General features: G+C 42.5%; 23 protein-coding genes. 19 read left to right on the forward strand and 4 right to left on the reverse strand.

Annotated elements, in window-relative coordinates; genetic code table 11:
- The coding region (locus tag DXB54_RS12395) for a hypothetical protein (RefSeq protein WP_442872134.1) at positions 1-106 on the forward strand (106 nt) is incomplete at its 5' end.
- 3 nt (positions 107-109) lie between these two features.
- Positions 110-754, forward strand: a complete 645-nt coding sequence (locus DXB54_RS07205) for a TetR/AcrR family transcriptional regulator (RefSeq protein WP_118694732.1) — start codon at positions 110-112, stop codon at positions 752-754.
- 50 nt (positions 755-804) lie between these two features.
- Here DXB54_RS07205 and DXB54_RS07210 read toward each other — a convergent pair whose 3' ends face one another.
- A complete protein-coding gene (locus tag DXB54_RS07210; RefSeq protein ID WP_118694733.1) occupies positions 805-1,431 on the reverse strand; it encodes a response regulator transcription factor in 627 nt (208 codons plus the stop codon).
- A gap of 24 nt (positions 1,432-1,455) precedes the next feature.
- Complete coding sequence (locus tag DXB54_RS07215) at positions 1,456-2,610, reverse strand: sensor histidine kinase (protein WP_118694734.1); 1,155 nt, start codon at positions 2,608-2,610, stop codon at positions 1,456-1,458.
- A 321-nt stretch (positions 2,611-2,931) separates the two neighbouring features.
- Between DXB54_RS07215 and DXB54_RS07220 the strand changes: the two genes are divergently transcribed.
- From DXB54_RS07220 to DXB54_RS07230, 3 genes are all read left to right on the forward strand, one after another.
- Positions 2,932-3,870: an ABC transporter ATP-binding protein gene (locus tag DXB54_RS07220; RefSeq protein ID WP_118694735.1), complete on the forward strand. Its 939-nt coding sequence runs from the start codon at positions 2,932-2,934 to the stop codon at positions 3,868-3,870.
- Positions 3,871-3,937: 67 nt separating this feature from the next.
- On the forward strand, positions 3,938-5,071 hold the full coding sequence (locus DXB54_RS07225; protein ID WP_118694736.1) for an ABC transporter permease: 1,134 nt from the start codon (positions 3,938-3,940) through the stop codon (positions 5,069-5,071).
- Positions 5,058-6,203: an ABC transporter permease gene (locus tag DXB54_RS07230; protein WP_118694737.1), complete on the forward strand. Its 1,146-nt coding sequence runs from the start codon at positions 5,058-5,060 to the stop codon at positions 6,201-6,203. The genes DXB54_RS07225 and DXB54_RS07230 overlap by 14 nt, the downstream gene beginning before the upstream one ends.
- A 78-nt stretch (positions 6,204-6,281) precedes the next feature.
- Here DXB54_RS07230 and DXB54_RS07235 read toward each other — a convergent pair whose 3' ends face one another.
- Positions 6,282-7,511: an argininosuccinate synthase gene (locus DXB54_RS07235; RefSeq protein WP_118694738.1), complete on the reverse strand. Its 1,230-nt coding sequence runs from the start codon at positions 7,509-7,511 to the stop codon at positions 6,282-6,284.
- 512 nt (positions 7,512-8,023) lie between these two features.
- Between DXB54_RS07235 and argC the strand changes: the two genes are divergently transcribed.
- The 12 genes from argC (at position 8,024) to holA (ending at position 22,553) form a co-directional block, all read left to right on the forward strand.
- Complete coding sequence (gene argC, locus DXB54_RS07240; RefSeq protein ID WP_118694739.1) at positions 8,024-9,064, forward strand: N-acetyl-gamma-glutamyl-phosphate reductase; 1,041 nt, start codon at positions 8,024-8,026, stop codon at positions 9,062-9,064.
- A gap of 23 nt (positions 9,065-9,087) precedes the next feature.
- Entirely contained in the window at positions 9,088-10,317 is a 1,230-nt protein-coding gene (argJ, locus tag DXB54_RS07245; RefSeq protein ID WP_118694740.1) for a bifunctional glutamate N-acetyltransferase/amino-acid acetyltransferase ArgJ, read from the forward strand.
- A 35-nt stretch (positions 10,318-10,352) separates the two neighbouring features.
- Positions 10,353-11,243: an acetylglutamate kinase gene (gene argB, locus DXB54_RS07250; protein ID WP_021938258.1), complete on the forward strand. Its 891-nt coding sequence runs from the start codon at positions 10,353-10,355 to the stop codon at positions 11,241-11,243.
- Positions 11,244-11,550: 307 nt separating this feature from the next.
- Positions 11,551-12,345, forward strand: a complete 795-nt coding sequence (locus tag DXB54_RS07255) for a helix-hairpin-helix domain-containing protein (protein ID WP_118694741.1) — start codon at positions 11,551-11,553, stop codon at positions 12,343-12,345.
- A 114-nt stretch (positions 12,346-12,459) separates the two neighbouring features.
- A complete protein-coding gene (locus tag DXB54_RS07260; RefSeq protein ID WP_021938256.1) occupies positions 12,460-13,146 on the forward strand; it encodes a response regulator transcription factor in 687 nt (228 codons plus the stop codon).
- Positions 13,147-13,164: 18 nt separating this feature from the next.
- Positions 13,165-14,655: a sensor histidine kinase gene (locus tag DXB54_RS07265; protein ID WP_243104776.1), complete on the forward strand. Its 1,491-nt coding sequence runs from the start codon at positions 13,165-13,167 to the stop codon at positions 14,653-14,655.
- A 2-nt stretch (positions 14,656-14,657) separates the two neighbouring features.
- On the forward strand, positions 14,658-15,656 hold the full coding sequence (locus DXB54_RS07270) for a GerMN domain-containing protein (RefSeq protein ID WP_118694742.1): 999 nt from the start codon (positions 14,658-14,660) through the stop codon (positions 15,654-15,656).
- A 109-nt stretch (positions 15,657-15,765) separates the two neighbouring features.
- The gene (locus DXB54_RS07275) at positions 15,766-18,276 is read left to right on the forward strand and encodes a DNA internalization-related competence protein ComEC/Rec2 (protein ID WP_118694743.1); all 2,511 of its coding nucleotides are present in this window, start codon (positions 15,766-15,768) and stop codon (positions 18,274-18,276) included.
- 132 nt (positions 18,277-18,408) lie between these two features.
- Positions 18,409-18,888, forward strand: coding sequence for a CinA family protein (locus DXB54_RS07280; RefSeq protein WP_118694744.1), 480 nt, complete (start codon positions 18,409-18,411; stop codon positions 18,886-18,888).
- 169 nt (positions 18,889-19,057) lie between these two features.
- On the forward strand, positions 19,058-19,801 hold the full coding sequence (gene lgt / locus DXB54_RS07285; RefSeq protein WP_118694745.1) for a prolipoprotein diacylglyceryl transferase: 744 nt from the start codon (positions 19,058-19,060) through the stop codon (positions 19,799-19,801).
- 3 nt (positions 19,802-19,804) lie between these two features.
- Positions 19,805-21,373, forward strand: coding sequence for a GGDEF domain-containing phosphodiesterase (locus DXB54_RS07290; protein WP_118694746.1), 1,569 nt, complete (start codon positions 19,805-19,807; stop codon positions 21,371-21,373).
- A 148-nt stretch (positions 21,374-21,521) separates the two neighbouring features.
- Positions 21,522-22,553: a DNA polymerase III subunit delta gene (gene holA, locus DXB54_RS07295; RefSeq protein ID WP_118694747.1), complete on the forward strand. Its 1,032-nt coding sequence runs from the start codon at positions 21,522-21,524 to the stop codon at positions 22,551-22,553.
- A gap of 196 nt (positions 22,554-22,749) precedes the next feature.
- On the opposite strand, the gene rpsT is transcribed toward holA, so the two are convergent.
- Positions 22,750-23,013, reverse strand: coding sequence for a 30S ribosomal protein S20 (rpsT, locus tag DXB54_RS07300; protein WP_021938248.1), 264 nt, complete (start codon positions 23,011-23,013; stop codon positions 22,750-22,752).
- Between the two features lie 316 nt (positions 23,014-23,329).
- On the opposite strand from rpsT, the gene DXB54_RS07305 reads away from it, so the two are divergent.
- On the forward strand, positions 23,330-23,980 hold the full coding sequence (locus tag DXB54_RS07305; RefSeq protein WP_118694748.1) for a hypothetical protein: 651 nt from the start codon (positions 23,330-23,332) through the stop codon (positions 23,978-23,980).
- Positions 23,981-24,001: 21 nt separating this feature from the next.
- Positions 24,002-26,467, forward strand: a complete 2,466-nt coding sequence (gene glgB / locus DXB54_RS07310) for a 1,4-alpha-glucan branching protein GlgB (RefSeq protein WP_243104777.1) — start codon at positions 24,002-24,004, stop codon at positions 26,465-26,467.
- Positions 26,468-26,614 lie beyond the last annotated feature (147 nt).

Genomic DNA, 26,614 nt, shown 5'->3' on the forward strand with positions numbered 1-26,614 from the left:
TTATGTTAAGAATGGAAGGGTTGACTTCAAGTACACAGGTAATGTAACATATAAGGGTTCTGTATACTATGTGAAGAACGGAGTAATGCAAAAGAAGGTAAGTTAAGAAGTGAGTAAGTCAGAGCATCAGCTTGCAAAGGAGCACGCACGTAATAAGAAGATCATTGATACAGCCTTTAAGGTATTTGTTGAGAAGAAGATCGAAGCAGTAAGCATGGGAGAGATAGCCCAGGCGGCAGGTATAGGCAGGGCGACATTGTTCCGCTGTTATGCCGGCAAGACAGAGCTGGTTATCGCAGTCTGTGCTGCCAAGTGGAAGGAATATCTGGATGAACTGGACGAGAGAAGACCAATATCATCAGTAGGAGATATACCTGCCATCGGACGATTTATATTTACACTGGACAGTTATATCGACATGTACAGAAACCACAAGGAGCTTCTGGTGTACAATGATAACTTTAATTATTACGTCACTCACGAGGGTGTTTCTGATGACGAATTGAAGGAATTCCGTGCCTCGCTTATTTCGGCAGATACGAGATTTGATATGATGTATGAGAAGGCAAAGGAAGATAAAACCTTTCGCACAGATATACCCCAGGATGAATTTATGCGTGTGACAGTGCATACAATGATGGCGGCATGTACTCATTATGCAGGAGGCTTCATATGGGGAGCAGAATGGAATAAAGATTACACCCCGGAGCTTCTGCTGCTTAAAGAAATGATATTGAATTATGTAAAATGTTAAAAAGATACCCTCAGGAAGTCGGAGGAAGCCCTGACAACCTGAGGGTATTTTTATAAATTCTTATAATAAAAGCATGCAAGCTGTGTCCTGTCACGAAGCTCCAGCTTGTCAAGGATATTGCTTATATAATTTCTTATGGTACCTTCACCAAGAAAGAGCTTCTCTGCGATCTCCCGGTTGTTAAGTCCGTCCGCAATAAGGGTGATGATCTCATACTCCTTGTCAGACAGACCGAAGTCGGCAGGGGAGTGGTGTTTTTTTCCATTATCTGACATAAGGGCGGGTATCCTTGTCATTACCTCACCACCGAATACTGTCTGCCCATTGTATACGGCATTAATGGCAGGGGCAATGCTTTCAAAATCCTGTTTTAGTATGTAGCCCTTAGCTCCCATCTGTATTGCCTTTACGATGTATTCGTCATCAGAGAAGGTGGTTAAAAGCAGTATCTTTGCCGCAGGAAATTCCTTCATGATAAGCTTGCCGGCCTCAAGTCCTGTCATGCCCTCCATCCTTATATCCATAAGAAGAACGTCAGGCTTATATTCTCTGTACAGCTCTATGGCTTCCTGCCCACTTTTTCCCACCGCCGATATATTTATGTCAGTGGTGGCTTCAAGAATTGTCTTTATGGACAGTGACACCAACTGGTCATCATCTACGATCAATATATTCATATAATGTTTCAGATCCTTTCACATTTACTTTGCCACCGTAATAAGAAGCTTAAAACCATTGTCGGTGGATATCTTAAGGGTGCCCTTCATGGCATTTACCCTGTCGGTTATATTGGCAAGTCCTATACCGGTATTGTTTATCTTAATGTCAGTTCCGTTATCCTTTACAATAAGCTGATAGAAGCCCGGATGTTCCCGGAGAAGTATGTCCAGGGTATCTCCGTTGCTGTGCTTTACGGCATTACTCACAGCCTCCTTGGTTATGGCTATGAATGAATACTTTATATCCTTTGGGATGGTGTTGCTCATGTCGTAGTCCACATGTATATCAAGGGCTGAGATCCCTTCTGTAAGCTGTCTTATGGAGCTTTCAAGATCTATGGATTCGTCATGGAGATCGTGGACACTTTTTCTTATATTTGTCATGGCGTCACCCAGGGAGCCGTGGAGATCCTCCAGAGGCTTCTTAAGGACAGGCTCCGTATTTATCGCCTTTATGGCTCCAAGCTGCAGGATGGAGCGGGTCAGGGTGTGTCCCACATTGTCGTGTATCTCTCTTGCAATCCGGTTTCGCTCTTTAAGGGTTGCCATGTATATCATGTTATTCTGATTTTCCATGAGCATACGATCGTGCTCCTTCTGTATCATGTCCTTCTCCGTCTGGTCGTCGTGAAGTACCTTAAGCTCTTCCTTAAGCTGCAGGTTCTGTCTGTCCCCATGCTCCAGATGGACAGCCAGTGCCACAAGAAGGGCTACCGCCACCGGGGTAAATATTGATGGAGCAGTACCGGCAGCCTGAGATATGCCTGTGAATATATCTGCAAATGAATATACATATACAACTCCTGCCATCACCATAGGAACCTTAAGTCTGTATCTTATACAATCGTATAGCATCACCGGCAGGAAGAGGACCACACAGGAAAGCTTAATAGCTGATAGAAATATCAGGGAGATAATAAGACTGCACCACATTTTATACCTGTGTCTGTTTTTCATATCAAGGTCGGTAATGGGATCTTTTTTTGTCAGAATATCCTCCAGTATGACGTAGGAGATATTTGCCCCGATAATACCTAAGAGACAGGAAGCAACCATAGGAAGGTCATAGCTTTCCCGGCATAACACCGGCAGAAATCCGGATATATAAAGAAATAATTTAGACCAGATAATCCCCATAATGCTCCTCCTGTTTATAGTCTTCCCCCGAGTCCTCCTAAGCCTGGCTGTAATTGATATATTCCTGTTGATAAGTATACAGGCAGCCTCAAGGAAAAGCAATAATGACAAATGTCACATAATTTAATGACCTTACTCACTATGAGAAGACAGAGAAAAATTGTAATATATAAATATAAGATAAGCACTACACGTCATCACTTTGTGAGCCGTGTCAACAGCAGGATGTGTCAAGTTTTCTATGAAAACTTGACATGTAGCGTCAGCCCTCGCCGTAGGCGATTTATTATGGGCTGATGTTCAATTAAGGAGGGATTGAAAATGGAATATGCCATAGAGGTAAATAATCTGGTGAAGCGGTATAAGGATATGCTGGCACTGGATCATTTTAATATGAGTGTTAAAGAGGGAGAGGTATTCGGTCTTCTGGGACCGAATGGATCAGGAAAGACCACCACCATAAATTGTATCCTTTCTCTGCTTTCATATGATAAGGGCGACATTAAGGTGTTCGGAAAGAAGATGACTTCCGGAAGCTATGACCTTAAGCGGGACATAGGAGTGGTAATGCAGAATGTGGCGGTATTTGACGAGCTTAACGTATATGATAATATAGATTACTTCTGCGGACTGTACATAAAGGACAAGAAACTTCGTGCCGGATATGTGGAGGAAGCAATGGAATTTGTTGATATAGCAGACTACAGGAAGTTTGTTCCAAAGAAGCTGTCGGGAGGTCTGTTAAGAAGACTTAACATAGCCTGCGGGATTGCCCACAAGCCAAAGCTCATTTTCTTCGATGAGCCGACTGTGGCAGTTGATCCCCAGAGCAGAAACAATATCCTTGAGGGGATAAAGAAGCTTAACAGGGAAGGGGCAACTATAGTTTATACGTCTCATTACATGGAGGAGGTGGAGCAGCTCTGCGACCGTATCCTCATTATGGATAAGGGCAAGAGTGTGGCTCTGGGAACCAAGGAAGAGCTTAAGCGGATGATCAAGAATACGGAGACCATTACAGTTGAGATCGCTGACGTTACAGAGGAGCTTCTTACTTCCATAAAGGCTGTCCCTCATGTGTATGACGTTGTAATGAGGGATGAAAGCGTCAAGGTTTATTTCTCCGGCGGAAGCCATAATATCATAAGACTTATGGAGCTTCTTAAGGACAGGGACATAACCTACGGAAGAGTATATACAGAGCTTCCAACCTTAAATGATGTATTCCTTGAGATTACCGGAAAGGAACTTAGGGACTAGGAGGTGCTCATGCATCGAAGGTGCATATTAAAATGGTGCACTTTATATCTTAAGGAGGGAAACGAATATGTTTTTTCACAATTTTAAATATTGCATAAAAACAATAATAAACGGAAAGGTGACGCTCTTCTGGACCCTGATATTCCCCATAGCCCTGGCAACCTTCATGTATATGGCCATGGGCAATCTTATGGAGAAGGGTGAGATGTTTAAGGACGTGAAGGTGGCTCTGGTGGAACAGGAGACGGACAATTCGTTAATGCTTAATACCTTATTCTCATCCATAAAGGGAGAGAATGGTGAGGCACTTATTGAGCCGGAAGTAATGGATGAGCAGGAGGCACAGGACGCTTTAAACAATGATGAGGTGTGTGCGGTCATATATTCCGGGGACTGTCATATGGATACAAGAGATGAGAACTACAAAACATCAACGGTCAAGAATATATTGGATCAGTATCTACAGAACAGCTATATGTATAAGAAGATTGCAGAGGATGATCCGGATAAGCTGTCGGAGATCATGGGATCTATGTTATGGGATACTGTATTCTATACAGAGGAGGCAACCACCGACGGCTCCCAGGATCAGTACAATAATTATTTCTTTGCTATATTTGCCATGAGTTGTCTCTTCGCCTCATTTTCATCCCTGTATACAACTCACAACATCCAGGGAAATGTAAGTGCCCTGGGAATGAGGAGAAACATATCAGCCACCGGAAAGCTGATGATAGTATGTGCGGAATATGCGGCAATGCTGTTCATACATTTTGTTGTTGAGCTTATAACCCTTCTGTATATGACCTTTCTTGGAGTGGACTTTGGACACAAATATCCGGCGATCATCCTTACACTGTTTGTAGGCTGCATGATAGGCCTTGCCATGGGCGTCATAATCGGAAGCATAAGAAATATCGGTGTCGGTGGTAAGATAGGTATAGCAGTGGGAGTGTCCATGGCACTTTCTGTTATGGCAGATCTGTGTGTGTCGGGACTTAAGAACATGATAGAAATGAAGTGCCCGGTGATCAACAGGATAAACCCGGCGGCACTTATCACAGACTGCTTCTATACGTTAAATGTATATGATAACTACAACAGATTTACAAAGGATATAGTGACCCTTGTAATAGAGTCGGTGCTCCTTGTGGCTGTGAGTATCCTGATAGTAAGGAGGAATAAATATGCAAGTGTTTAAGTCTTATTTTAAGATACTCCGAAGATATGTAGGCCAGGTGTTAATGTGGCTTGGAATATTCATAGGAATGATGATGATCATATTGAATGTCAGCACTGAGGAGGAAACGGAGTACACGGATAAGCAGTGTTTATTTGCATATTCGGATCATGATGGAAGCAGCATATCAAAGGAACTGACGGATTACCTGAGTGAGCACCATGAAAGGGTGGCTGGCATTGATGAGGATAAGGAGTCTGTTCAGGATGCCCTTTACAACAGGAACATACACTGTTATCTGGTGATACCGGAGGGCTTTGGTGAGGCAGTTAAGGCGGGAAATGCCGATGGGATGTTAAAGCTCATGACAATCCCAGGAACTGACACCGCAAGCTTATTTGAGGGAGACATGAACGGCTTTATGCAGAAGCTTTCTACTCTGATGGCGGCAGGCTATGATGAGGGGGAGGCAGCAGATATCATAGGAGACTCCCTTAAGGAACATGCGGAGGTGAAGCTTAAGGGGAATAAAAGTTATTTCTCCAAGCAGGAGCGGCTTTATTCCTATATACCGTGGATACTGCTTATGCAGCTTGTGAATGTTATAACGCCGATACTTATGATCTATAACAAAAAGGAGCTTAGAAACAGGATCCAGTGTTCATCATACAAATATGTGAATATCAATAAGGAGCTGCTTCTTGCGGTTATCATTACAGGACTTGGGGGCTGTGTGCCGTATGTTATGATGGATGGAATAATGCTCCGGGACAATCTGCTTACTGTCCAGAGTTGTCTTTACATGGCCAATATGCTTGTGTACATGTTAGTGGCAGTGAATATTGCCTTCCTGTTCAGTAAGGTGGCGGCAAATGACCAGGTGGTTTCAATGCTCTCCAACATAGTAGGTCTTGGAATGGCATTTTTATCCGGCGTATTTGTGCCTATGCAGTATCTTGGAGCAGGAGTCATAAAGGTAGCACATTTTCTTCCTGCATATTGGTATGTGATCGCCTGCGAGAACATATATAAGAACGGCAGTGGAAAGCTTGGTGTGACACTACAGGCAATGGGAGTCCAGGTATTATTTGCCGTGGCGATCTTCATGATGACCCTGGTAGTGGGAAAGAACAAAAAGAGTATACAGAACTGAAAAAGGGGGCTATACAATCTGTGATGACTGTGTGTCATCAAGACTGTATAGCCCCTGTATTTTATCTGCGAAAAAATATTATTTCTCTTCCTTCTTCTCACGCTCGGCCTTAAGCATTGCACGAACCTTCATTGAAAGACCAAAGAGGTTGATGAAGCCTGAAGCGTCCTTGTGATCATAAAGATCACCGGTTGTGAATGAAGCAAGGCTCTCTGAGTAAAGTGAGTATGGAGAGGTTGTTCCCTGCTTGATGATGTTACCCTTGTAGAGCTTCATCTTAACTGTACCTGTAACAGTCTTGTCTGTCTCATCAACAAATGCTGAAAGGCTTTCACGGAGTGGTGTGAACCATTTTCCTTCATACACAAGATCTGCAAATCTTGTTGAAACGATCTTCTTGAATGCAAGAGTCTCACGGTCAAGGCAGATCTCCTCAAGCTGCTTGTGAGCTTCCATAAGGATTGTTCCGCCGGGAGTCTCGTAAACACCTCTTGACTTCATACCGACAACACGGTTCTCAACAATATCAATGATACCAATACCATGCTTGCCTCCGAGAGCGTTAAGCTCTCTGATGATGTCAGAGGTCTTCATCTTCTTGCCGTTTATTGCAACAGGCATACCTGCTTCGAACTCAAGCTCAACATCCTCAGCCTCATCTGGAGCGTTCTGTGGGGTTACGCTTAATACAAGAAGGTCATCATAGTTAGGAGCACATGCAGGGTTCTCAAGCTCAAGACCCTCATGGCTTATATGCCAGATGTTTCTGTCACGGCTGTATGAATGGCTTGCGTCAAATGGAAGATCAATGCCATGAGCCTTACAGAATGCGATCTCATCATCTCTTGACTGAAGTGTCCACTTTGGATCACGCCATACAGCGATAACCTTGATGTCCGGTGCAAGGGCTTTAATAGAAAGCTCGAAACGGAGCTGGTCATTTCCCTTACCTGTAGCACCGTGGCAGATAGCAACAGCACCCTCTTCACGGGCTATACGAACAAGCTCCTTAGCAATAAGAGGTCTTGCAAATGATGTGCCGAGAAGATACTTGTTCTCGTAAACTGCGTCAGCCTTAACAGTAGGCATTATGTAATTATCACATAATTCATCAACAACATCACAGATATATAACTTAGAAGCACCTGATTCCTTTGCTCTCTTATCAAGACCGTCAAGCTCGCTTTCCTGACCTACATCTATACATGCACAGATAACTTCGTAGTCATAGAAATCCTTTAACCAAGGTATGATAGTAGTGGTATCAAGACCACCTGAATAAGCAAGGACAACTTTTTCTTTTGCCATTTTATAAATCCTCCTGAATAAAAATTCTCTTTTTGTCTAATATACAACTACTATGAATAATATGCAAGCCTAAAAAAGAAAATATACAAAAAAATATACATGAAAATATTATAATATGCATTGAGAAAAAACTGGAAACCCACTTGCAAACACTTAGAAAATGCCACGAAATAGCCACGTTTGCAGAAGAATAGCGGCAATAGAAAATATAATCGAAAAACATCTTGCATATTATGCATGAAGAATGTATAATTATAAACCAAGCGAAGCACGGGATAAGAAGTTTGTATAACTGAATACAACCGCAGGCTCGTATCTTGTTTGTATGTATGGCAATAAGACAGAGTATATACCATCGTATACGAAGCAAAAAATTTGACTATGTGGATAAATAAGAGTAGTATGTAATCTGTATGCATACTGATAAATCGATGGCATACAAGGACGTATTTGCAGTGTTAGAATGATTTTGTAAATTTCACATAAGAAATAGGAATGGAAGGACACAAGGTATGATTAAAGCAGGTATCATAGGTTCTACAGGATATGCAGGACAGGAAATCGTAAGAATACTTCTGGGACATAAGGACGCAGAGATAGTCTGGTATGGCTCAAGAAGTTATATTGATAAGAAGTATTATGAGGTATACGGCAACATGTTCCAGATCGTAGATGACAAGTGCATGGACGATAATATGGAAGAGCTTGCAGAGAAGGTTGATGTAATATTCACCGCTACACCACAGGGACTCTGTGCCTCACTGGTGAATGAGAAGATACTTAGCAAGGTTAAGATCATTGATCTTAGTGCTGACTTCAGGATAAAGGATGTTGCTACATATGAGAAGTGGTACAAGATAGAACACAAGAGCCCTGAGTTCATAGATGAAGCTGTGTATGGTCTCTGTGAGATCAACAGGGATAAGGTTAAGAACTGTCGTCTCCTGGCAAATCCGGGCTGCTACACCACATGCTCGATCCTTACCTTATATCCGTTAGTTAAGGAAGGGCTTATCGATCCTAATTCAATTATAATAGATGCTAAGTCAGGAACCTCTGGGGCAGGAAGAAGTGCCAAGCTTGCAAATCTCTTCTGCGAGGTAAATGAAAGCATAAAGGCATACGGCGTTACAACCCACAGACACACCCCTGAGATCGAGGAGCAGCTTGGTTACGCCTGTGGCGAGAAGATACTTATAAACTTCACACCGCACCTTGTTCCAATGAACAGAGGTATCCTTGTAACAGCTTACGGCAACCTAAAGGAGAAGGTAACATACGAGCAGGTAAAGGCAGTTTACGACAAGTACTATGCTGCCGAGAGATTTGTGAGAGTCCTTGATAAGGATGTATGCCCTGAGACCAGATGGGTAGAGGGAAGCAATTACGTTGATGTGAACTTCAAGATAGATGAAAGAACCAACAGGATAGTGGCAATGGGAGCCCTTGACAACATAGTAAAGGGTGCCGCCGGCCAGGCAGTCCAGAACATGAACCTTATGTTTGGACTCCCTGAGGAAGAGGGGCTCATGATGGCTCCTATATTCCCATAAAGAAATAAAAATCGGAGAAAGACATGGAGATAATCTCAGGTGGAGTAACAGCACCGAAGGGATTTCGTGCAGGCGGCGTACATGCAGGTGTAAGAAAGAACAAGCTCAAGAAGGATATGGCACTGCTGGTCAGTGACGTTCCGGCAGTTACGGTTGGAACCTACACCTTAAATGTAGTGAAAGCGGCTCCTGTTATGTGGGATCGCAGTTTGACCGACGGGAAGAAGAAATGTCAGGCACTGGTGGTAAACAGCGGCGTGGCAAATACCTGTACCGGCGATGCGGGATATCATGACGTGGTGGAAACGGCGGAATACCTTGGAAGAAAACTAAATATAGACAGAGAAAGCATTGCGGTAGCCTCCACAGGAGTAATAGGTCTCAGACTTCCGATGGATACCATCAGGCATGGCATAGATATGTTGGTCAAGGATTACGACTATGACATAGCCCACGGTACCGATGCCAGTCATGCCATAATGACCACTGATCTCTATAATAAGGAGATAGCGGTTAAGATAAAGATAAAGGGCAGGGACATAACCATCGGTGGAATGTGCAAGGGCTCAGGAATGATAAATCCCAACCTTGGCACGGTACTGAGCTTTATCACAACAGATCTCAATGTGGAATATGATCTTCTTCACAGGCTTCTTAAGGAGGATGTGGACGAGACCTACAACATGGTATCTGTGGACGGAGATATGTCTACAAATGATACGGTAATGATATTTGCAAATGGAATGGCGGGAAATCCGGTGCTTACAGAAGCTGATACCGAGGACGTTAAGGTATTTGCAGAGGCATTAAAATATATAAACACATACTTTGCCAAGGCTATAGCGGCAGACGGTGAGGGAGCCACCAGGATGTTCCAGGTGGACGTGGTAAATGCACCTAACCTCATAAATGCCAGAAAGCTTGCAAAGGCTATTGTGTGTTCAAACCTTATAAAGTGTGCCATATACGGCTCAGATGCTAACTGGGGCAGATTTATAAGTGCCATGGGACAGAGTGGGGCACATTTTGATCCCTACAGGACAGACCTCCATATTGCCAGCAGTGTGGGAGAGCTGTTGATAGTTGAAAATGGTATGGCAACGGAATATGATGAGGAATACGCAACCAGGATCCTTTCGGAGAAGAGTGTTACCTGCACTGTTGACCTGAAGCTTGGAAAGGCTGAGGCAACTGCCTGGGGCTGTGATCTCACATATGATTACATCAAGATAAATGCAGAATACAGAAAGTAGATTGTTACATAGTGGAAAGCGAGGAGTAAGATAAAATGGTAAAAGGCGATTATTCAGTAGAACAGATCATTTCAAAGGCACAGACCCTTATAGAGGCACTTCCTTTTATACAGAAGTTCCAGGGCAAGACAGTGGTTGTAAAGTATGGTGGAAGTGCAATGCTTGATGAGAAGCTTAAATACAATGTTATCAAGGACGTTGCCCTCTTAAAGCTTGTGGGCATGAAGCCTGTCATCGTTCATGGCGGCGGCAAGGAGATCAGCAAGTGGGTAGAGAAGGTTGGCAAGGAGGCTGAGTTCATAAACGGTCTTCGTGTTACCGACGCAGAGACCATGGAGATCGCAGAGATGGTTCTCTCAAAGGTAAATAAGAGCCTTGTAAGCCTTATGCAGCAGGTTGGTCTTAAGGCAGTTGGTATAAGCGGCAAGGACGGCGGACTCTTAAAGGTTAAGAAGCGTTTCCCCGGCGGCAAGGATATAGGTTATGTAGGTGAGGTCACAGAGGTTGACACAGAGATCCTCAACACCCTGATTGAGCATGACTTCATTCCTGTTGTAGCCCCTATCGGTGTAAGTGATGAATTTGAAGATTATAACATAAATGCAGATGACGCAGCGTGTGCGGTTGCAACAGCCTTAAATGCAGAGAAGCTGGTATTCCTTACAGATATCGAGGGAGTATTCATCGATCCTACAGACAAGTCAACTCTTATTTCGGAGATGAACCTGGACGAGGCCAGAGAGCTTATTGACAATGGTGTAGTTGGCGGCGGTATGCTTCCAAAGCTTAACAACTGTATTGCGGCAATGGATAACGGCGTAGCAAGAGTCCATATCCTTGACGGACGTCTTGAACACTGCCTGCTTCTTGAGTTCTTTACTGAGAAGGGTATTGGTACTGCTATTCTTAAGACACCGTTGTTTTAATTACATGGCAGATTACAGTTCATAATAGTTTAATAGAGTGGGGCAAGGGTTAAGCTTGACCATGCCGTACGGAAAAATAAGGAATATATAGTATTAGTGACCCCTTTCACTATGGTCACTGCAGACTATATATTCCTTTTATTTTTCTGATTTACATGAAAGAAATATTTTATTAATAGTTTGAAAATAATATTGTAAAAAAGTTGAAACTTGGTTAAAATTATAGTGTGTGCGTTTAGCGTCCTGATATTGCAATGAAATGGGTTCATTACCCAATGGGTGTATGCAATGACAGGAGGTAGACTATTTGAATAAAATTAATAAGCAGGTATTTGTAAGGGCATTTCTTGTATGGATGTTGATATTCATGGGAGCTGTCTCACTTTCGGGATGTGGGGAAACCATTTCCTACAATTCCGGTGACAGCAGTGAGACTACCGGGACAGAAGCTGTTTCGGGAAGTGGCGGTTCGAAGGACGATTCCGGTGAAGAGGACATATCAGGTGATAGTTCAAAGGATGTACAGGATGAAGCTGCTGCAGTAGATGGTGGCTCAGAAGGAAGATCCGGTAATGGATCAACAGATGGTCATGGTGATGGTGTTACATCTGACGGCGCGTTGTGTGTATTTGTCTGCGGAGCAGTTAAGACCGAGGGCTTGTATTATATTCCGGCAGGCAGCAGATACAACGACGCACTTATTGCGGCAGGGGGATTTGCCGAGGACGCCGATACATCAGGAATAAATCTTGCAGCATTTGTAACGGATGGTGAGAAGATTTATTTTCCCCATGAGGGCGAAGTGGTTCCCGGAGATGGTGGCTATCCCTCAACCGGGGGTGGACTGAGTGCCGGAAGCGAAGGAACGTCTGCCGGTGGGAACAGCGGTGGCTCCGGGAATGGGTCAGATAGCAGAGTGAATATAAATACCGCGTCAGAAGAGGAACTGACAGCTATTTCCGGTATCGGGCAGAAGAAAGCCCGGGCGATAGTGGAATACAGAAGCCAAAACGGAGCATTCAGTTCAATAGATGAGATTAAGAATGTAAATGGCATAGGTGATGCCCTTTACGAGAAGATAAAAGACAGTATTTGCATATAGAAGAAACAACAGGGTACATGCAGCAGACTGACAGGATTTTGTGCCGGAGGATGGTGAAGGCAGAAGGTTTTGGACAGGCCTGGCAGGAATCCGAATCTGGGAGGAAAGTTAATAATGAAGAGAGTTCTTGTGGTAGATGATGAGAAATTAATAGTTAAGGGACTGAAATTTAGTCTTGAGCAGGATGATATGGAGGTTGACGTTGCCTACGATGGTGGCGAGGCCTTTGAGAAGATAAAGAATAATAATTACGATATTGTATTGTTGGACATCATGCTTCCTGTTTATACAGGAATAGAGGTGTGTCAGCTTGTCAGGGAATTTTCCAATGTACCTATTATCATGCTTACAGCAAAGGGTGATGATATGGACAAGATCATGGGTCTGGAGTATGGGGCTGATGATTACATTACCAAGCCATTTAATATCCTTGAGGTTAAGGCAAGAATCAAGGCAATATTAAGAAGAAGCGGAAGAAAGACAGAGCCTGTTAAGCCTGCCAATATCATGGAGATCAACGGCATGAAAGTTGAGATTGACAGCAGAAGAGTGTTTGTCCAGGGGGCTGAGCTTAATCTTACCGCTAAGGAATTTGACCTGCTGGAGCTTCTTATGGCACATCCTAACAAGGTTTATTCCAGAAATGAACTCCTTGATACCATATGGGGCAGCACATATCCGGGAGACGCAAGAACAGTGGATGTACATGTCAGGAGATTGAGAGAGAAGATAGAGAAAAATCCGGGTGAGCCTGTGTATATTCATACCAAATGGGGAGTAGGATATTTCTTTAAAGGTTAATTGTGAGTGATGGCAGTTATGGAGAATAAGGCAGTAAGTACGGAAACAGAAAAAGCAGAACAGCAGCCGCAGACAGGGGGGCAGTCCCAGAAGGAGGGAAGCTTCAGATTAAGCCAAAAGCTTACCATTACCTTTCTGATACTGTTACTGGTGTGTACATTTGTATTTGCAGCTCTGGTGGTTACATGCCTGTACACAAAGAGAAGATTAAGGGACGATCTGGAGCATAGGCTGGCTAAAGGGGCTGAGCAGCTTGATGAAATGCTCATTGGAGGAAGCCTCCGGGAGATGGATTACTATTATTGCAATGATGATATTTCTACTCTTGCCAGTGCATTTGCAGGCAGGATAATAGTGCTTGATGATAATTACAGAGTTGCTGTGGATACATACCACAAGCTGGACGGACGCATATTGCTGGATTCGGATATCTATAAGGTTATGACCGGCAAATTGGATAAATATGCGGAGTATTCAGATCAATATGTGCATTATGTAAGTCCGGTTACCTCGGGGGATAATAATATTTCAGGTGTTGCGGTGATCGTTGCCGCTACAGACAGCATAGATACGCTGCTTAGATATCAGAGAAAGCTTTCGTATGTAATCCTTGTGCTGATAGGATTATTTACAGTGATCCTGGCATTTCTTATTGCGAGACTTTCCGTCTGTGATATCATGAAGCTCAGAAAACATGTGGAGAACATGAAGGACGGTTTCCTCAGCCACATTGACATAAAAGGTGGTTTTAGGGAGACGTGTATACTGACAAATGACATAAATAAAGTATTTGCACAGGCACAGGTTCTTGAGGAATCCCGCCAGGAATTTGTTTCAAACGTATCCCATGAATTAAAAACGCCAATAACATCAATGAAGGTCCTGTCTGAGTCACTTCTTATGCAGGAGAATGTGCCTGCGGACATGTACCGTGAATTTATGAAGGATATTGTGTCTGAGATAGACCGCGAGAGCCAGATAATCACAGATCTTCTTACCCTTGTTAAGACAGAGAAGGATTCGGGCAATCTGAACTTTGAGAGAACAGATATAAATGAACTGATGGATGTTATACTAAAGAGACTTAATCCTTTGGCAAGAAAGAGGAATATAGATATATCCTATGAAAGCTTCCGTGATGTTGAAGCAGATATAGATAAGGTGAAGTTTACGCTTGCCATATCCAATCTTATTGAAAACGGAATTAAGTACAACATAGAAGGTGGTTCCATCAGAGTATCCCTTAATGCGGATTACAACAATCTGTACATTAAAGTGGCAGATACCGGTGTTGGAATACCTGATGACTGCGTAGATCATATATTTGAGAGATTTTACAGAGTCGATAAGGCGAGAAGCCGTGATACGGGAGGAACCGGTCTTGGTCTGTCTATTTCAAAAAATATAATAACGCTTCATAGAGGCACCATTAATGTATATAGTGAGCCCGGTAAGGGAACCACATTTACGGTGAGAGTTCCTATGAACAGGGAAAAGGATGGTGAATAGACATGGGGCTTTTTAAGAAAAACAGTAAACTGGTCTTTATTATTTTGCTGGCAGGTCTTTTTCTTTCATCGTGTGGAAAAGGTGCTGATGATGAGAAGAATACAATAGTCATGGATAATAACAGCGAGGCAAGTACTGTAATCGTGGATGATAATGAAGGAGACGGCGAAGCAGCAAATGCCCTTAAGACCATGACTGTAAGCTATGTTGACCATGACTGGACAGACTTAAGCAACGCAGAAATTAATGTGGATCCCCTTGCCTCAACTGAGAGCATGATTGATGCAGTTATGAATGCCATCATAACCGAACCGGAGGATGCCGCGAAGGCTGTCCCGGTGGCCCAGGGAATGGAGTATCAGCGATATAGCTTTGATGGTGAGGGAACGGTGACGGTTATCTTCAATATCGATAGTTCAAGGACAGACGCATATACCCTTAATCTTTCAAAAAAGGCATTTACCTTGAGCCTGTGCAGGATAGAGGGAGTGAATTCCGTCACCTTTGAAATGCACAATATCGTTACCGGTGATGATGCCATATATCATGGCTACAATGAAAATTCATTTGCAAATATAGACGATGCTAATCTTGAGGCAGAATACAATGTAATGGTGTACTACGGAACCCTGGACGGAGCAGGACTGGTGGGACGGGAGATAAATGTAGATCTGTCTGATGCAATATCTGTAGAGAAGCAGATCATAGAAGCACTGAAGGTAAGTTCCGGTGATGATACTGAACCGACGCTTCCGTCGGACACATATATTGTAAGTCTCAGTGTAAATGATGGTGTGTGCTATATTGAGTTTAGCCGGGAGTTTTTGAGCAATGCTGTTGCCAAAACGGATATTGCCATGTACTCGGTAATTAATTCACTGACATCTCTTTCGTATATAGACAATGTTAACATCATGGTAGAAGGTGTCACAGACAATAATATCAGCGAGAAGGTACAGCTTGCCGTAACCTACGGACCGGATTATACACTGTGCCGATAAGCTGATGAGAAATCGAAAGGTAATTAAAAACTGCAAAGCCGGTAATTAACAGGCTTTCAGTAGAAAGGAATAGAAAATAAAAAGACCAATATTCTTTGTTGCATTATGCATGTTGCTTGGAGAGGCCGCGGTAATCACAGAGAATTATTTTTGGTGCGTGATAATATTATTAACAACCATACTCTGGATAGTAAGAAATAAGAATATCCAGAGTATGGTTGCTTTATTTTTCATGTTCATTTTTTTTGTAATGGGCGTGTTGAACATTATGAGTACCGGAAAAAAGGAAAAGCTCTGTACGGAAATCGGAGATCGTGAGCTGCCCTGTACAGTTTCCGGTAAGATAAAGGAAATAAAAACGGACGGTCTCAGCGATACTTACTATATTATGGCGGATAGTATAGTAAGCTCTGAATTTGCCTATAAAGGGAAAATCGGAATTGTTATATATACTTCTGCAGGGAAGGAACGGAAGAACAATCCCGGCAATACAGATCATATTTATTTAGATTATATTAATGGAGATTATATCTGTATGTCGGGGACTGTAAGCGTTCCTGATTCCGCTACAAATCCGGGAACTTTTGATCAATACATATATCTGAGAAATAAGGGATATTATCTTTGTATTTCAAATGGGACTATAGAAAGCGGAAACCACAGACCATACAGCATTGAAGGCTTTCTTTACGGAATAAAGAACAGGTGCACAAAAATAATAGATAATTCATTTGACTCCGAGTCTGCCGGCATAGTAAAGGCAATGCTCGTTGCAGACAAATCCACATTGGACAAAAATATAAAAAAGCTCTATAGCGAAAATGGAATTGCTCATATCATGGCCATATCGGGTGTTCATGTTGCTATTATTGGCATGACTTTGTATGGCTTTTTGAGAAAATTAAGGATTGGCAGGCTTATATCAGGAACATTTTCAATTGCTATAATAATCCTATATGGAATTATGACAGGTATGTCGTCTTCTACGGAACGGGCGGTGATAATGCTTATATTATCCATAGCTGCCGAGTATTTCGGAAGAAAGACCGACGCACCAACATCCATGGGATTTGCAATGATAATAATGGTCTTGGGAAATCCTTATGTAATATTGGATGCCGGATTTCAGCTTTCGTTTGCGGCAATAACAGGAGTGACAGTTGTTGCACCCCAATTGCGTAAATTGTTGGGGGTGTTTAAGCGGTTCATCAAAGCGGCGGATGAAAAGAAAAAACAAAAGCATAAAAAGATTATGAGCTTAAGGAAAATGATAATAAAATTAATTGATGCTCTCGTGGTGGGAATTGCGTCATTTATTACTACCACACCTGTTATCATTTACTATTACTATCAATTTCCGCCGTACTCGATCTTTATTAACCTGATAGTGATTCCGCTGGTGTCACTAATTGTAGGCGGAAGTATCCTGGTTGTATTGACCGGTTTGTTCTTTACGGGGGCTGCAGTTGTCATGACATATCCTGTCAGACTTATTCTTTTTGGCTATAAACATTTATGTATATTTGCCTCTGGACTTCCCGATGCTTCCGTGCTTGTGGGACACATAAGTATTGGAATGGTATTTGTATATTATCTCTCGGTTGTTTTGATATTTGCCATATTGCGGATGATCCGGATTGGAAAAACAGAGAGGGAAGGACCAATTTTGTATTTGATGCTGGCTGCAGTACTTTTTTTGACTGTGGTATATGAAGTGTATTCGTATGACAAATCTCTCAAGATTGTCTACATGGACGTAGGGCAGGGGGACGGAGTGCTGCTTCGTACATCCGGTCATGGGGGAATACTTATTGATGGGGGCTCTTCCTCAAACAAAAGAGTCGGAGAGTATGTTATGGTACCTGTTTTGAAATATTATGGGGTTTCGGAGGTGGAATATGCGTTTGTCTCACATGGTGACGTAGATCATGTGTCCGGTCTGGAATATTTGTTAAATGAGGAACAGAGCGGCGTGCATGTGGTCAATCTGGTGCTGCCTGAGTACGGGGATCAAGATGCCCTCCAAGAATTGAAGTCAGAGGCAATAGCAAATAACGTGAACATAATATACATGAAGCCCGGTGATAACATTACATATAATCACCAACATGCTGAGACCATAAATATAGAATGTCTGTATCCGGATGAAGAAGCCGGACAGGGTGTCTTGAATACAAACAACCTGTCCATGATCTTGAAAACAACAATTACATGGGACGTAAGAGAAGCGGATATAGAAAATTTAAATAAATCAAGTGACTCAGATGCTTCTTTGAGTCTGTTGTTTGTGGGGGACGCAGGTATTGCTGCGGAAAAAAGACTTATTGAATTGTATGAAAAAAATAGTCTGGGGGGGATTTCCGATAGTATAGCCTGCGATATTCTGAAGGTGGGACATCATGGAAGCAGGAATAGCAGCGGCAGTGATTTCTTAAAAAGAGTGTCGGCAATGTATGGAATTATATCCTGTGGAAAAGACAATAGATATGGACATCCACATGCAGAGACGCTGGAGAGGTTGAAGATGGCAGATACAAAATATATGACAACAAAGGAGCACGGAGCAATCATATTATCTATAGAAAGAGGTGATTGGAGCTTGTCGGGATATATAGATTAAGCAGGTTTTTCTGCGTCAGGTGGAAGATTAAAGAAAAATGATATTTCACGTAATAAATCACGGGACATTTTAAAGAAAAAAGCTTATAATTGCACTGATATAAATTACGAAAAATGAAGGCCGGTGTACAAAATGAAACAGGAAGACAAAGACAGGATAATAAAAAAGCTGATTGAAACACATACAACTATTTCCACAATGGAGAGCTGTACCTCTGGTATGATAGCTTCCATGATAACGGATACCGAAGGGGCATCTGGTATATTTCCGGGGGGATATGTTACTTACCTGAATGAGACTAAAGTACTTATTGGGGTGAACGAGAAGATTATAAAAAAATATGGAGTATATTCAAGTGAATGTGCCGCTGAAATGGCGCGTACAGTTAAGGATAAGTTAAAGACGGACATTGCCATCGGGATAACCGGGACGACCGGTAATATAGATCCAAATAATCCGGATAGTGTTCAAGGACAAGTATATTTTTGTATTATTGCAGATGGCAGGGAAAATACATTTCGGTTTAGTTCAGATGTGGCTGGCATGACGAGACATAACATAAAGCAACTGTATGCAGACAGGGTGTTTATGGAACTGGAGAAACTTATTTGATATACAGAAGATGTGATATTGTCAGACACTGCCAAAGGTTCCCGCAGCAGTATATGTTGACAGAAATATCCAATAATATTTTTGCAAATACCACTGGGGATGTGTTACAATTAAAAGCGTATTGTGAATATTTGTTTGGAGCGGCTTAAGGCTGCGGAATGGAGTATATATGTTTAATGATATAAATATAGGACCGTTGACCCTTCACATGTACGGACTTATGATCGCTGTAGGGTTTCTTGCGGCATTATTCCTGTCAGAGTACTGGACTAAGAAGAAGGGGCTTGATCGGGATATTCTGTATGGAATACTGGTGTGTGCCATAGTCGGCGGAATAGTTGGCTGTAAGCTTTTGTATTATATAGTAGAGCTTCCGCAGATAATAAAGGATCCGTCTATACTCTTGGATTTCAAGAATGGTTTCGTGGTATACGGAGGTATAATCGGCGGAGTGCTTGCCAGCATGCTATATATCAAGAAGATAAAGAAAACCGCATTTTTACCATATCTTGATATAGTAATGCCGGGAGTTGCCGTTGGACAGGGATTCGGACGTATAGGATGTTTCTTTGCAGGCTGCTGTTACGGTGCAAGAACAGAGTCGGCATTTTCCATTGTATTTAAACATTCGGATTATGCACCGAATAATGTAAAGCTTATACCTACACAGCTCATATCTTCAGCGGGAGATTTTGTGATAGCTGCTGTTTTGTATTTCTACTTAAGCAGGAAACATGCAGATGGAAGAGTAGGTGCACTCTATTTTATATTGTATGGAATCGGAAGATTTGCCATAGAATTTTTAAGGGATGATTACAGGGGAAGTATTGGAGTATTTTCAACATCCCAGATTATTTCACTTGCAGTTGTTGTACTTGGAGCGGTGTTGTTTGTGAGGACTGGAAAGAGGTAGGACATGAGTGTAGTGACCAAAGAAAAAATATATGAAGTGATAAACGGATTGCCCGATGATGTGTCTGATCACAATCAGGTAAATAAGCATATCAGCATCGCAATAGAGGATGTGTGTAAAAAGCTTAATGTCGGATGTATGACAGTAAGCATTGAGTCTCCGGTGCACAATCCCCTGACCCAGGGAGAGCGGTTAAACTTTAATCTGGTTGAGTCGGAGGCTGGCTATGATGAAGAATGTGCTTACAGAAAGAAGTATGTGACACCTCAGAAGTGTGTTGTGACCATCACCTCATACCCTGTCAGAAATACAGTGTTTTCAGATGAGGAGATATCGGATATAGACGAGATCTCCAGGCTTATATTCTTTTACGGAACAAGAAGCAGAGCATACAGGTTTCTGGACAAGGCTATAAATTATGATACCCTTACAGGTGTTTTAAACCAGCATGGTATGGTCATGAACGTTATGAAGATGGGGGATAAGGATGCATTTAAAGACTACAATGCAGTTTTCTTTAACATAAGGAATTTCAAGTATATTAATAGCCGTGTAGGTTCAAGACGCGGTGATGAGGCACTTATAGCCTATGCAAATACCATAAAGACGCATCTTGCAGATCATGGAATGGTATGCCGCCTTGGCGGAGATAATTTCTTTGTTCTGGTAAAGAAGGAATTTGCATCGGATTTCATAAGCTTCCTTAAGCAGGTGACTATCACAGTGAATACCAGATACGAGAATGTAAATTTTGACGTGTCTGCCAGAATTGGAATGTATGAGATAGAGGACGGAGATTCATTTCCATCGGCTATCAACAAGGCATCCATCGCATACAGTGCAACGAGACGCAGCGGCGCAGATTCCTTTCACGTGTACAGATCAGAGATGATGAAGAGGGATACAGAGAACAAGAAGGTGTCCATGACCTTTAAGAAGGCTTTAGACGATGAGAATATTGTTGTTTACTATCAGCCTAAGGTAAATATACTTACAAATGAGATCGTCGGTGCAGAGGCTTTAGTAAGATGGAAGCGTGAGGGAAGAGTTGATTCTCCTTCCGTGTTCATTCCTATACTTGAAGCAGATGGAAATGTCAGGGAACTCGACATATATGTATTTGAAAAGGTATGTCAGAATATAAGAGAACAGATTGACGCAGGCATAGAGCCTGTAAAGGTTTCGGTCAATTTCTCAAGGGTTCATTTGTTCAATGAGGCACTTACAGAGAAGATTATTGGTATTGTTGAGAGATACAATGTGCCAAGACGGTATATTGAGATTGAAATAACAGAGTCTGCATATTACAGCGATACAGAGTCGCAGGATTACTTTATAAAGGTAATGCATGAAGCAGGCTTTACCGTGGCTATAGATGATTTTGGAACAGGACTTTCATCCCTCAGTATCCTTACAAATGGTAATATTGACGTGATAAAGCTTGATAAGTCCCTGGTTGATAACGTGGCGTCGGCAGAGGGCAAGGATGCAGTGCTCTTTAAATGTATCGTAAGGATGATCTACAGTATGGGAATAGATATGATTGCCGAAGGCGTGGAGACAAAGGAATAGCTTGAGTTCCTTAAGACAGAAAAGTGCAATAACGTTCAGGGATTTTTATATGACAGACCGCTGGAGTATAGAGTATTCAGGGGACGTCTTGTAAATTCCAGAACATATGCAGTATAAAGAACTTATATACAGCGTCAGAGGTTAGGATATGGCAGCTAAGAAAACAGAAAAAAAGAATCCGATGACCATAATCAACAGCCATATAAAGGCAGGGGAGTTCAAAAGAGTTTACCTGTTATTCGGAGATGAGACGTATCTTGTACAGCAGTACAAGGATAAACTGGTAAATGCTCTTACAGATGTGGAGGACACTTTAAACTTCTCAAAGTTTGTAGGAGAAGAATCAGATCCGGCGGAGATGATAAGCTTCTGCCAGACAATGCCGTTTTTCGCAGACAGAAGAGTGGTGCTGGTAAGCGGAAGCGGGTTATTTGCCAAGAGTAATGATTATCTTGCGGATAATATACCGGGGCTTCCGGATACCGCCGTTATGGTATTTGTGGAGAAGGATGTAGACAAGCGGAGCAGAACCTATAAGGCGGTGGACAGATACGGCGAGACACTGGAATTTGTCACACCTGATGAGAGAACGCTCACCATCTGGATAACAGCCCGGGTTAAGGCTGTATCGAAGGAGATAGAGCAGAGCGCGGTATTCAAGCTTATAGAGAATGCAGGGAGTGACATGAATGTCATAAGGAATGAACTGGATAAGCTTATTGCTTATTGTATGGATGTGCCGAGGATTACTCTTAAGGATGTAAATGAGATATGTATCTCAAACCCGGAGGATGATGTATTCCAGATGATCGAGTGCATAGCCAGAGGCCAGAAGTCGAAAGCAATACATCTGTACCACGGACTTCTTGACAGAAAGGAGCCGGCGTTAAAGATACTGTTCCTTATAGCAAGACAGTTTGATATCCTTCTTAAGATAAAGCTGTGTGTCAGAGAGGGAAAGACTGACGAGCAGACTGCAGAGATCACGGGAATACGTTCCTGGCTTGTGAAGAAGTACAGGGAGCAGAGCGACAGATATTCCTACGAGCAGCTTAGGACTATCGTTGACAAATGCCAGGAGATGGATTATAAATTCAAGACCGGTCAGATATCAGACACCATCGCGGTAGAATTGCTGATAGTAGAGATATCCGGCGGATATAAGATGTCAGATATGTAAAAAATACGAGGCATACAAAATAGGAAGCATGTGAAATAGGAAGCATGCGAAATAGGAAGCATGTGAAATAGGAAACATCTAAAACAGAAAATATATAAAATAAAAAATCGCCTTGGGTTGAGGCGATTTTTTAATGCTCATATGTGCAGCCAACATATGATATACAATATATAAAAATTAATAAAATGATTTAAGCTTAAGCCATCTTGCTTACAGCAGCGCTGAGACGAGCTACCTTACGAGCGGCATTGTTCTTGTGGTAGATACCCTTTGAAGCAGCCTTACCGATCTCTGATGTAGCAACCTTTAAGCTTGCCTGTGCAGCAGACTTATCACCTGAAGCGATGTCAGCCTCTACCTTCTTAATTACAGTCTTAATCTTAGACTTGATCATCTTATTTCTTAATGTCTTTGTTTCGATTACAGAAATTCTCTTCTTTGCTGATTTAATATTAGCCAAAACCTTTACCTCCATTCGTAATAATTATAATAATGGTTTTACATTAAAACCGGACACGGACAATTCAATGTAAACATACTATTCAATAATAGTAGAAAGGCATATGGTTGTCAAGGGTAAATTTAACTTTTTTCGTCAGGAAATAAGCGACTTTTAATAGGCGGCTGTTTATTTACATTACCCCTGTAAAATGGTAAAATAAACAGGTGTGGTGAGTTTTTTGCCAACAATATAAATTTACGAACAGGGTAATGGCAGCATGGCTGCCTGTTAATATAGAAAGATGAAATCAAGATACAGGATACACCAGATCATTATGGGTTTTGCCATAATGATAATGATATTGTCTGCGGCAGTAAGCGCTGCATTTATGTTCAGGGATGTTCCCTTTGACAAGTACACATCCAATGTGACCAGAGGTCAGTCAGACATAGTGAATGAAACCACAGGAGAGAAGCTTACGTCATACGAGGCGTGGCTGCAGTACAGCATAATGTCTGACAGCTTCAGTGCCAGAAACCGTGAGGGCTTCGACTCGGCAACCATCAAGCTGAGTGATTTCAACAGCAAAAGGATAGAGAAGCTCGACAGGGTATACAGGGCTTCAAGGGTGCTTATATTTGTGTCCGTGATTCTTCTGGTATTTGGTTTTCTGGTGGTACGGAGAAGAAGGATGTACGACTGTGTGGTCTGGGGCGGCCTCGCAGGAACCATGATTGGGATTATCTTTATATTGCTGGTATGGATCGGAAAGGGAGATTTCTTCGGCGGTATAAAGGCAATGGCATTTAAACATGATTATTCGGTCTTCTTCAACGGGGACGATTATCTGCGGGATATCCTTCCTGATAGGATGGGAATAAACATGTTTACAGCATTTGCCGTGGTATTGATAGTGGGATTTCTAGTTACTCTTATCGTAAGGATAGTGAGTATGAGAAAGTCAGAACCTCACAGATTCAGATAAATATTCAAAATGGAGGTATATATGAACAAGAAGGTAGAAGATTGGGTTAATTGGGTATTATATGATGAGCTTACCGCAGGGAAGATAAATGCACCAAAGCATCTTCTGGGTAATCATGATTACGGAGAGGGGCAGGTGATCACGGTATACCGTCCTCACGCAGAGAAGGTGGTCGTAACATCTGCGACAGGTAAGCGTGCAAAGGAGCTTGACAGGATCACAGATGCAGGCTTGTTCGGTGCGTATTTTCCAAAGAAACAGTACGATGGTACAAAGTATCGTGTGGAGACCACATATGAGGATGGTTCTGTAGTTAAATGTGCTGATGCGTATGCATTTCCTTCAATGATATCAGATTTTGATATATATCTTTTTGCAGAGGGCAAGCATTACGATATATATGAGAAGCTGGGAGCTCATCCTATGACTGTGGACGGTGTGAAGGGCACATATTTTGCGGTATGGGCACCTCATGCAAGACGTGTAAGCGTTGTAGGTGATTTCAACATGTGGGACGGAGCACTTAATCCTATGCAGATCACTCAAAACGGCGGTATATATGAGTTGTTCATTCCGGGAGTTATGCCGGGCGCTATCTACAAATACCAGATACTCACCAGATATGATGAGATCCTTTACAAGAGTGATCCATACGGCAATCAGTCACAGATGAGACCGGAGAACGCTTCTGTGGTAGCCGATCTTTCATACAAGTGGAATGATGACGCATGGATGAAGGAGAGAGGTACCTACAGCAGAACCGACAGAATGGCAAAGCCTATGTCTATATATGAAATGCACCTGGGTTCCTGGAAGAAGAAGGTTGAAGAGGCGGATGACGGCTTCTTCAGTTACAGAGAGCTGGCACCTCAGATCGCTTCATACATTAAGGAGATGGGTTATACCCATATAGAGCTTATGGGTATTGCAGAGTATCCGTTTGACGGCTCCTGGGGCTATCAGGTTACAAATTACTACGCACCTACCAGCAGATACGGCGCACCTGCCGATTTCATGTATTTCGTGGATTACATGCATAAGAACGGTATCAGCGTTATCCTTGACTGGGTACCTGCTCATTTCCCAAGAGACGCCCATGGCCTTGGACGTTTCGACGGTATGCCTTTGTATGAGCACCCGGATCCAAGAAGAGGAGAGCACCCTGACTGGGGAACATATATATTTGATTACGGCAGATGTGAGGTGGCTAACTTCCTTATTGCAAATGCTCTTTTCTGGGTTGAGAAGTTCCATATTGACGGTCTCCGTGTGGATGCCGTTGCTTCAATGCTCTACCTTGATTACGGTAAGCAGGATGGCCAGTGGCTTCCTAACAAGGACGGTGGAAATGAAAACTACGAGGCGATAGCACTGCTTCAGAACATAAACAGGATAATGGAAGAGAGAAATCCGGGAGCGTATCTTATAGCAGAGGAGTCAACTGCATGGGCAGGTGTTACTGCACCGGCTTCAATGAACGGTCTTGGCTTCCTGTTTAAGTGGAATATGGGCTGGATGAATGACTTCCTTGAGTACATGAAGATGGATCCGTACTTCAGACAGAACAACCAGAACATGCTTACCTTCAGTATATCCTATGCTTATGCGGAGAATTATGTGCTTGTGCTGTCCCATGATGAGGTGGTACACCTTAAGTGCTCAATGATAAATAAAATGCCGGGACTTGAAGGAGATAAATTTGCGAATCTCCGTGTGGCATACGGTTATATGTATGGACATCCGGGTAAGAAGCTTCTGTTCATGGGTCAGGAATTTGCCCAGCCTAGGGAGTGGAGTGAGGCCAGAAGCCTTGACTGGTTTGTACTTGACAATCCGCTTAACCAGGGTATACAGAGATATGTTAAGGCTCTTAATAAGCTCTATTCAGAAAATGACGCCTTATATGCAAATGACAGCAACCCTATGGGCTTTGAGTGGACAGATTGTGATCATCCTGATACAAGCATAATTTCATTTGTAAGAAGAGGTTCAACAGCTAAGAAGCAGCTTCTGTTCATCTGTAACTTCACACCGGTTGACAGACAGAACTACAAGATACCTGTTCCATGCTACACAAAGTACAAGGAGATACTTAACTCAGATGATATAAGCTTCGGGGGTTCAGGCAGACTTAATCCAAAGCCGATAATGGCAGAGGCCCTTAAGAACCAGAGAACAGATTATACCATTACTCTGGATGTGCCTCCACTTTCGACAGTTATACTTGAATATGACTACACCGACGCAAAGCCGGTAGTTAAGAAGACAGTGAAAAAGCCTGTGGCAGCAGCTAAAAGAAGAACTGTAACAGAGAAGAAAACCACAGGAACCAAAACCACAGGAACCAAAGCTGCAGGAACCAAAGCTGCAGGAACCAAAGCTGCAGGAACTAAAGCTGCGGCAGCAAAGGCTCCATCAACTACAGCTAAAGAAAAAACTGTGACGGAAAAGAAGACTGCTGCAACCGGAAAGCGCAGTACCAGATAAAACAGTAACGGCAGCTAAGAAAAACAAGTAAAAACACTGAAAACTGTTTTTAAAACATAAAATCACAAAAACACTGAAAAAACACAAAAAATATCTTGCATTATGGATAAATAGGAAATATAATGCATATATGGAATGCAAAGGGGC

It is taken from the genome of Coprococcus sp. OM04-5BH (assembly GCF_003482105.1).
In the GTDB taxonomy this organism is placed as follows: Bacteria; Bacillota; Clostridia; order Lachnospirales; family Lachnospiraceae; genus Coprococcus.